The following is a 10,365-nucleotide window of genomic DNA, read 5'->3' as shown; positions in this document are numbered from 1 at the left end:
CGCTGCCTTCGGCCATATACCGCAGCCGATCCTCCGGGAACTCCGGCGGCAGCGGCACATACGCCCCGCCTGCCTTGATGATCGCCAGCATCCCGATCATCATCTCTGCTGACCGCTGCGCCATCAGGCCCACCGGCTCGCTACGCTTCACCCCTTGCTCGCGCAGATGACCCGCGAGACGGTCTGAACGCTCATCGAGCTCACGATATGTCAGCTCCTCCGACTCGTACACCAGCGCCGTGCGCTCCGGCGTACGCTTTGCTTGCTGCCGGAACATCTCATGCAGCGTCAGCTCGCGCGGGAACGCCACTTCCGTTGCGTTAAACTGCTCCACAACCTGCTGCTTCTCTCCGGCTGTCATCAGCTCGATGGCGCCAAGCGGCGTGTCCGGTGCAGCAGGCAGATGGCGCAGCAAGGTCTGGAATGCGCTGACCCATGACTTCATCGTCTCCGCCTTGAACAAGGTGGACGCATATTGAATCGTAATTGTCAGCCCGTTCGCTCCCTCCAGCGCATACAATCCAATATCGAACTGCGATACGCCAAAATCACACGGCAGCTGCTCTACGGTCAGATCCGGAAGCGACAGCTCCGCATGATCCATATTCAGCATCGAGAACATCGTGTCGAACAGCGGATTGCGGCTCAAATCCCGCTCCACCTGCATCCGCTCCACCAAATGCTCGAACGGAACCTCCTGCCCTTCCAGCGAGGCAAGTATTTGCCCCTTCACTTCCTGAAGCAGCCCAGCAAAGGTTTTGCCCGAATCAGGGAACATGCGGATCGCAAGCGGATTGACGAATACGCCAATCAGCCTTTCCGTGCCTGGCGCGGTTCTTCCCGCAACAGGCGTGCCGACTACAACGTCGGTACCGCCGGAAATCCGCATCAGCCATACCGAGTAGGCAGCCATCAGCGTCATGAACAGAGTCGATCCGTTCTCCTGCGCAACAGCCTTCAGAGCATCCACATCTTCTTTTCCGATTTCAAAAGAAAGCTGGCGCCCTTCCGTGCTCTTCACAGTAGGCCGGACATAATCCAGCGGCAGCTCCAGCTTCGGAACCGCTCCGCCCGACAAACGCTCCAGCCACGCCTGCTCCTGCGCTCCATAACGCTCCTGCTCCAAGCCCTCGGCCTGGCTCTGCTCCTGAGCCTCAGCGCTGATTCCCTTCAGCGAACCGGCCTGACCACTTTGACTGCTCTCCTGCCAAACCGCATAATCCTTGTACTGGATATCCAGACTTGGCAGCGTCCCGCCGCCATACAAGGCAAGAAAATCTTCAATCAAGACGTTAACAGACACGCCGTCCGCCACAATATGATGGATATCAAACAGCATGCCATACCGCTCTTCCCCAAGCCGGAACAATCCGACACGGAACAGGGGAGCCTGCTGCAGATTGAACGGCTGCACCATCGCACGCGCCGCATCATGAAGCATGCTTTCCTCGGCCAGCTCAATCTCGGCAAATTCCACATGATCCGCTGGCGCATGTATGCGTTGGTATGGCTCGCCATCCTGCATAACAAACGATGTCCGCAAGCCCTCATGCCTTGCAGCCAACAAACGCAGCGCATCTTGGAACCGATCGCGGTGAAGCACTCCCCTCAGCAGCAGCAGCGAAGGAATATTATACGCTGTGCCGGAAGGATCGAACTCCTGCAGGAAATACATGCGTCTCTGCGCATAGGAGACGGGATAAAGCTCCGCTTCCGGCGCTTTAGGAATGTAGATCTGCTCCGCATTGGCGGAATTCGAGCCGCCGCTCATCAGAGCAGCCATCTCCTTCAATCCGGCATGCCGGAACAGATCCGTCAGCGTTACGCGAACGCCAAATCTCCTCACGAGCATGGAGACAAGCCCGGCAGCCTGCAGGGAATCACCGCCCGCATCGAAGAAATGATCATGTCTTCCATATGGCCCGTGTCCGAGCAATTCCTCCCATACTTCCGCCACCGCTTGCTCTATCTCGCCTGCTGGCGCTTCATAATTGGCTGTAGGTGTTCTTCCGCCAGACTGCCCTTGGCCTGATTGGCCCAGATAAGCAGCCAGCCCGGCAGCGCCCGCAGCATTCGGATAACGAAGCGGGAGCAAATACGTACGGTGAAGAAGCTGCTCTTCCCGCTCAGCGGGAAGATTCCATTGATAGGAAGCCGGGACAGTTCCCGCTCCGGCAGTCGCATGCAGCGCTGCAGCAGCCGCTGTCACGGCAGCAGGCGCATTAGCCGAAGCTGTATCCCCTGCTCCAGCAGCTTCCTCCGGAGTCTCTACCTTCTCATAAGCAGTTCCTTCATAGAAAGCAACATGAGATGGCGCCTCCGCAACAGCATCAAGCGGCAGCGTATACGGCACAACCCCGTCGTCTTCAGGCTGCTCCGGCTTGTGCCAGCCCGTCTGCTCAAGGAACTGCAGGAACGGCTTGTTCTTCGCTGTCGGCCGGAAGTCGGCGCCAAGCGCCTGGCAGCCTTGAGCCAATGCTTCATGCTTCAGTCCGGACAGAATGGCCCGTTCCACACCTCTGCCAAGCACCCTGCAGCTTAGCAGGAATGTTTCTGCCGTCAGAACAGCATCACGCACATCTGCCACAATCAGTCCGACAAGGCCGTAATCGCCATATCGGTCGGCCGCCTCCACAATCCATGCCTTGGTACCCGCTTTCTGCATCAGCGAGCGGATATCTGCCTCCGAGCGGCGAATGCCGCTGAGATTGAACTGATTCGTGCGCAGCGTCAGCTGTGCCGCACGGGCAACCTCGTCAGCTGCAAGAATGCGGAAGCTGACCTTCATTTGCAAATCATCATAATATTCCTCAAGCGTTGCGACACGCTGCTCCGCTTCTTTCCTGCGCCGCTCCGCATTGTACATATCCGCCCGCTTGCGGTCCTCGCCCGTTACACGGGAGCGGTCCCACGCCCAGACATGCGGCAGGAACGCGGCAATCTCCTCTTCCTCAGGCAGCTTTAATGTAAGCACCTCTGGACATTGAGCCATCATGCCAAGACATTCTGCGGCATTGTCATCAACGAAGATGAGGCTGTCCAGGCCGAGGTTCAAATCCTTGGCCAGCTCGCGGATATTGTCCGGCTTCGGCTGCCAATTGACGCGCCAAGCGGCAAAATGCTCCTTGCCCAGCACCATCCCGGAATTTGCAGAGAACACATCCCATACGTCCTGCTCATTATTTTTGCTGCACAGCGCGAGCAGCATCCCTTCGCTCCGTTTGCGAAGCAACAGCTGCTGGAACGCGGCGAATGCCGGCGTAACGGTTACACCCTCAGGGCCTGACTCTCCACAGACGCCATGCCATAACGTGTTGTCCGCATCGACGACGATAACCTTGAAGGGATTCCCCTTCCAGGCAACAAGAGCACGGGCAATTTCTGTACCGAGTGCAGCGAAATAGGCATCTGTAAACGGAATATGGCCTTCCTCATTCGTTACCGCATCCTCCACTGTCACTACGCCATATCGGGTCGCCGTATCCGCAAATTCAAGCAGGAATACCCCCTCAATAGCAGCCGCTCCATTGCGCCAGCGCTCGGCAAAGGCCCGTGCCCGATCCTCCGGCACCCGGTTGAACGGTCCATCCGAAGAGAACGGGAACAAGCCTGCGAAATATGGCACGCTGCCTGCACGATCTTTCAACAGCAGCAGCAGACGGTCCAAATCAGCTTCCAGCCGTTCCAGCCGCTCTTCATCAGAAGCGGCATATGGGGAAACCCAGTCCTCTGGGCGAATGAGCAGCACTTGTGCCGCTGGAGCGTCCCCATCGCCGCCCTCCGCCGCTGCGGATGCTTCATCAAGCAGCCCTTGAATAATTTGATTGTAAGGAGCGAACGTAATGACAGGATTCATGCCAAAAGCATGCAGCCAGTTCTTCAAATGACGCTCAACAGGCTCCGAGGTAAAGGTAGAGGCCAGATGGACATGAATATTGTCCAAAGCCTTCTCCGCTGCCGCGGTTGTGTCATTGCGTCTTCTCCGCTCCTCGTAATGCGCCTGCTCCGCTGCCGTCAGCCCTTTCAGACTGCCCACTGAGGAACTGCTGTCCACTGCAGCCGAAGCCGCCATTTCCACAAAATGCCCGGCAAGTCCGGCTATCGTCTCTTCATTGAAGAGAGCCGCGTCATACTCCAGCACGCCGCGCAGCTCGCCGGATGAACCGACGAACAGATCAAGCTTGACATCGAGCGCGGACGTATGCCGTTCAAGCGGATATTCCGTGAACGTCAAGCTGCCCGCCTGGAACTGCTCGCTGCCGGCAGCATGATTATGGAACACCAGCATCGTATCGTATACCGGATTGCGCGAGCGGTCGCTCCCCGCCTTCAGCTGAACGACAGTCTCATCGAATGGATATTGGCCATTGGCATAAGCCTGAAGCGTCTTGCTGTTAACCGCTTGAAGCAGCTCTGTGAAAGGCGTCTCCGGCGATACTTGAACCCGGATCGGCAGGAAGTTGATGAATACTCCGACAAGCCCGCGGAACTCCGCCTGATCCCGCCCGCTGACCAATGAGCCGATGATCAAATCATCTTGATTGGAGTACCGGTGCATCACAGCTGTATACAGAGACAATAACGTCGTATGCAGCGATACGTGATGGCGTTTGGACAAGTCCTGCAGCGATGCCGTCAATTCAGCCGGAACGGTGAAACGGAACGTGCGGCTCAGCTGCGATTTCATAGGCGGCCGCGGATAATCAAGCGGGAGGCGCAGCTTAGGCAAATCGCCTGACAGCGCGTCCTCCAACCAGTACCGGCGCTGTGTCTCCATGGCTTCGTCAGCCATCAGATCACGCTGCCATAGTGCAAAATCCCGATACTGCGCAGAAATCGGCGCCAGCGCCAATCCCCCGTACAATGCCGTCATCTCTTGCAGCAGCAGCGCAAGCGAAGCGCCGTCCGAGATAATATGATGCGTATCCAGAACCAGCAGATGGCGGCCGGAAGGAGCGGATGCCAGACCGATCCGGAACAGCGGCAGCTCGGCAAGATCGAAAGGCCGGATGAGCGCATCCAGGAATGGCCCGAACTCCTCCTCCGAATCGACCTGTGTCCGTTCAACCTTTACAGGTACTGCGGCATGCACATGCTGCTCGGGCTGTCCATCCTCCGACAACTCGAACGTTGTACGCAGACTCTCATGACGCTCCGTCAGCTTGGAGAATGCAGCCTGCAGACGCTCCGCGTCTATCGGGCCTTCCACAACATATGCAAGCGGCATATTGTGATGCAATCCCGCTCCTGGCAGGTGGCTGTTGTAATAGATGCGGCGCTGCGCACGTGATAATGGATAGACGCCCCCTTCGCTTGGAAGCAACGATGCCTCTCTTGACGATGCAAGCTCCGGATTTTCTTGATCCGCATAGCGCGACAGCGCCTCTACAGTGGGATGCTGCAAAATATCTGCTACACCAATGGCGACACCAAGACGCGAACTCAGCATTCCGGCAATTTGCAGCGCAAGAATAGAATCTCCGCCAAGCTCATAATAGTGGTCATCCACATTCAGCGATTGGAACCCGAGCACCTGTCCCCAGGCCCCGGCGACAACCTCTTCCGTACCGGAATATACATTTTCCTTCCTTCCGGTCAGAGTAACTGCAGGCCTGCCCTCCTCCGGAGCCAGGGCAGCGGCATGCGCCCCCGGCGCCTCTGCCGGGCTGCGGTAGAATGAATCGGCGACCGCAGGAGCTTCAAGCCAGCAGCGTGTCCGGTCGAATGGATAAGCCGGCAGGTTCACCCTCTGGCAGACAGAGTCACGGTACAGCTCGTCCCAATTCCACTGGCCGCCGCTCACATACGATGCGCACAGCTCCTCGGGACCAAGCAGAGCTGCCTCCTCAGCGGAGAGCAACTCATTCTGGCTCCCTTGAACACGGCCCAGCCAGATGCCTTTCGCTCCCGGCCGATCCGCCTGGCCTGCTGTCTCCCAGGACCAGTCGGCAGCATTCAGCAGCTCAGCCAGCGTAGTCAGCCCATCGCGCAATTCATCCATCGAGCTTGCTGCAATTGCAGCTCTATAGCCGTGATGCCCCCGCCCGGTATTGGCGGTGTAGCAGAAGTCGCGCAGAGCTGCGGACTGCGCTTGCGGCTCGCTCACAAATTCCGCATACGACACTGCAAGTGCGCGCAGCGCCGTCTCGCTCTTGGCCGAGAGCGCCAGAACATGTCCGCTCTCCTCCATATCAAGCCCCTCAACAACCTCCGGCGCTTCCTCAAGCACCACGTGACAGTTCGTGCCGCTCATGCCAAAAGCGCTGACACCCGCTCTGCGCGGGCTATCTCCGCTTGTCCATGGCCGGAGCTTGTCGCTGACATAGACCGGCGACTCCACGAATGGGATCTCGGCATTGGGCTGGCGAAAATGCAGCATCGGCGGCAGCTGCTTGTGTTTCAGCGCCAGCGCTGCCTTCATCAAGCCGACAATGCCTGCCGTTGTATCGAGATGGCCAATATTCGTCTTCACCGATCCGATCGCACAGAACTGTTTTTTATCGGTATATCTGCGGAATGCTCTCGTAATCCCGTCTATTTCGATAGGATCGCCAAGGCGTGTTCCCGTACCGTGTGCTTCCATATATCCAACCGTCTCTGGCGCAATGTCCCCATCCTGCCATGCCTTCACGATAACTTCCTCTTGGGCGCTCACGCTCGGCGCGGTAATGCCGATGGAAGCTCCATCCTGATTGACGGCGCTGCCCTTAATAACCGCATAGATCGCATCGCCGTCACGCAGCGCCTTGCCAAGCGGCTTGAGCAGCACAGCTGCCGAGCCTTCCCCTCCGCCTGTACCGCTGGATGAATTATCGAATGTGCGGGCACGGGCATCAATTGATTCGATGCCGATCTTGATTCCCAGATCGACAGGAAGCAGATAGGTTTTGACCCCGCCGATCAGCGCTTGCTCACACTCTCCGCTCCGCAGCGCCTGCACCGCGAGGTGCAGGGCGACAAGCGAAGAAGAGCAGGCTGTGTCAACGGTTAAGCTTGGTCCTTTGAAATCCAGCAAATACGAGATTCGGCTGGCGACAATGGACGATAAATTGCCCGGTATCGCCAAGGACAGCGAAGAAGGGTCTCTTTGTGCGATTAAACGTTTATAATCATGGAACGCATCTCCGTTGTAGCCCAGATATACGCCTGTTCGGCTGCCGTAGAGCTTGTCTCCTCCGTAGCCTGCATCCTCAAGCGCGCTCCATGCCGTCTCCAGCCAGAGCCGCTGATTGGGACTTAGCAGAGCGGCCTCCTTAGGGGAAAGCCGGAAGAAACGGTAATCGAATTTATCGATATCCTCCAGATACGCCCCATCATAATAGGAGACGATACCGTCCGGAAGCTTCGTGTCCGCCAGCAGCGACTCCACATCCTTGCGGCGGGACTGCGGGAAAGGTCCGATCGCATCAGCCTGTTCCGTCACATTCTTCCAGAACCGTCTGACGTTATCCGCTTTCGGCAGCATGGCCGCCATACCGATAATGGCGATGTCTCGATGGGACGTTTCCTCAACGACAATTTCTTCCTCTAGTTCGGCGCCCTCGTTCCACCATGCTTGATCCAGCATTGTGATTCCTCCCCTTATTCACTTGCGGCAAATATATTCTCTCTTTCAATCGGCTAGGCCCCGATATCCAGCTTCTTTTCCGTTCGATTCGATTGAACGGCCGGCTGTCTGCCCTTCCACAATCCGTACATGAGCGCAAGAATCGCAATGGAGCTGACGCCCTGCGCAACATACATTGTCGCTCCTTCCGGAACGCCTACATAGTGACGAATGACATAGTACGTCGAGAACAACACCAGTTCATTGACATAAGTGACCCAGATCGAGCGGTACCACACATACAGCAAGCCGAAAATAACAGCACCCGCAGTTCCGTACAGCTTGGTCGGAATATCCGAGAAGGAGAACATGATGCCGTACAGAATACCGGTCACAATCATAGCGGCCCATAGCGGCAGCGATTTGCGTATTTCATTGAACAGCAGCGCGCGGAACAGAAATTCCTTATAGAGCGAGTTAATCAGGAAGAAACTGAAGAACACCGCTGCACTCTGTCCCAGGAAGAAGCCCACGATACCCTCAAAGCCTGGAGCGGCTTCCTTGACCTGCGGAATGTTGAACAGCGTCATTACCCATACCGCCATACAAACCGCAAGAATGATATTCATCACATGCACCTTGAGGCTGACATTGCGGAACCCTGTGATGGTGATCAGATTCTTTTTGAAGAACCATTTGTAGATGAAATAGAACAGCGGCAGCGAGAGCAGCGCGTTCGTATACAGGCCGATAATACCGTGCGGCGCCAGATCAGGGTATTGCTTCAGAACAACATTTTCCCAGATGATAACAAGAACTTGCAGAAAACCGAAGTAGACCGCTACGATCATCACGACCATGCCGAGTGTCTTCGCATGTTTCTTCACGCCAGCGGCTCCCTGCCACAGGTAGACCAGCGACAGGCCGATAATGCTCAGGGACAGCAGGCCGATCATCAGCAGCACATCATTCGAGAAGTTCATCATCGCATCGTGCATGCCCCATTTGTTAGAGGACGTAATAAAGCAGTTCACAACGGCTCCGATTGCAATTGAGCCCCAGATGGACTGCAGGCGCATATAGACAAGACAGTACAGAATGCTCAGGAAGAAAGCGATGAATCCTACCCAAGGGGAAGGCTGGAAGTAGCCATAAACAATCGAACCGAGAATGACTGCAGCCCATGCCGGCATAATTTTGCGCAGGGAAGTGAATACAATGCCGCGGAACAACAGCTCTTCGAACACGACTGCAAAAAATCCGACACCAAGAAGCACATAAATGAAATAATCCGCATTGCCGAAATCAGTTACATATCTCCTCAGCTCATCCGTATTGTTCCTGACCCAGGAGAGCTGCATAACGGAGATGTACAGGAATGAACAGGCAATCCCGATCACACCCATCAATAACCACTGGCCCGCCGTCAAATTACGGAACCGGGCGGTTTTCATAATGCCTTCAATCCGCCCCTTGCTGGCCCGCTTCTGAATCGAAGAAATGATCAGGTACAGCAGGAATACAGCAAAAAACACAATACATAGATAAACCGGAATGTTGCGGATCATGTACTCACGATAGGACTCATATTTCTGGATGATAAAGATTCCGTGTGACATATAAACAATCATAAACACAGCCACATACATGGCAGCATGCAGGAGTGGCCCTGCAATCGACTTGAACTTTGAATTCACTTTAGTGACGCCTCCCGTTTAGTCGTTCTCATTTTTTCTATATAGGCAAGTCTTTAAGCGGTTCCCGTATTGTCTGAAAGGCCTACTCTCTTGCGGCGGCAGCCTGTCCTTTGCCGGACTGCTGGCTTGCAAGCCTGCGGCACCATGTCGGGAAGGACTGCATGAGCTCCTTCACTTTTTCCTTGCGGATTCTCGAACCGTTGTATTCGTTGTTCAACTGAATGGCGTTCTCGCCAATACCAACGTTCAGCAGCAAATCCACCCGTTCCATCCATGACGCAGGCACTGCGGCTGATGGCAGCTTACGGTATAAAGGAACGATAGAAGCCGCTGCCTGGCTATCTGCCGACTGGCTCCTTACAGGCATCTCCTGAATAACAGGAAGACTGTCCAGTTGAGCGCCAAGCCAGGCAATGAGCTCCGAAAGTCCGCCCGTCGCTGTCAGATCAACTGGCAGCACCTGAATGCCGGGGCCAAAGCCGTATACCGGCAAAGCGAACTTAGGCTGCTTCAAGTTCTGGGCCAGCAGAACAAGATAGACTGCAAGCGCCGCCACATCCGGCTCAACACCTTCCGCTGCCGATACTGCGCGTATCTGCTCCGCAGTCGGCCCGCCAAGCGTCACACGCAGGAAGTCGCCGGAATGCGGCTCGCGGGACGCTGGCTGCCAATCGGCCGGAATAGGAATAGGCTCGATCTCAACAACGGATGATCCGCTGCCCAGCCCCGTCACATATTCCGCCAGCTTGGCAATGGTCGGATAAGCGAACAAATCCGTTACGCTCAGCGTCACAGGCAGCTCCTGCTCAAGCATGCGATGCATGCGGATAAGCAGCAGTGAATTGCCGCCAAGCTCGAAGAAGTTGTCGTTGACGCCAATCGTCTCGCGTCCCAGCAGCTCCTGCCACAGGGCAGCCAGCTTCTCCTCCGTCTCGGTTGCCGGAGCTGTATATGCCGTCCCCGTCTCCATCGATACTGTGTCCGGCGCTGGCAACGCCCGGCGATCCGCTTTGCCGCTTGCTGTCAGCGGCATGATCTCCACCTGCACGAATGCAGCCGGAATCATGTAATCCGGCAGCAGCTCCGCACAGTGGCGGCGCAGCTCCCCTGACGTGCACGCCC

The 10,365-nt window shown here is 56.3% G+C and carries 3 protein-coding genes; all 3 read right to left on the bottom strand.

What is annotated here, in order from left to right; genetic code table 11:
• Positions 1-7,567, bottom strand: a 7,567-nt coding sequence (locus tag K0T92_RS24305) for an HAD-IIIC family phosphatase (protein WP_219875221.1), incomplete at its 3' end; no start/stop codon positions are given.
• 53 nt (positions 7,568-7,620) lie between these two features.
• A complete protein-coding gene (locus K0T92_RS24300) occupies positions 7,621-9,243 on the bottom strand; it encodes a CPBP family intramembrane glutamic endopeptidase (protein ID WP_219875220.1) in 1,623 nt (540 codons plus the stop codon).
• A gap of 82 nt (positions 9,244-9,325) precedes the next feature.
• The coding region (locus K0T92_RS24295) for a phosphopantetheine-binding protein (protein ID WP_219875219.1) at positions 9,326-10,365 on the bottom strand (1,040 nt) is incomplete at its 5' end.

The organism is Paenibacillus oenotherae, assembly GCF_019443105.1.
GTDB lineage: Bacteria > Bacillota > Bacilli > Paenibacillales > Paenibacillaceae > Paenibacillus_Z > Paenibacillus_Z oenotherae.
The sequence above is the reverse complement of the archived record's forward strand: the minus strand, read 5'-3'. Positions and strand labels throughout refer to the sequence as shown.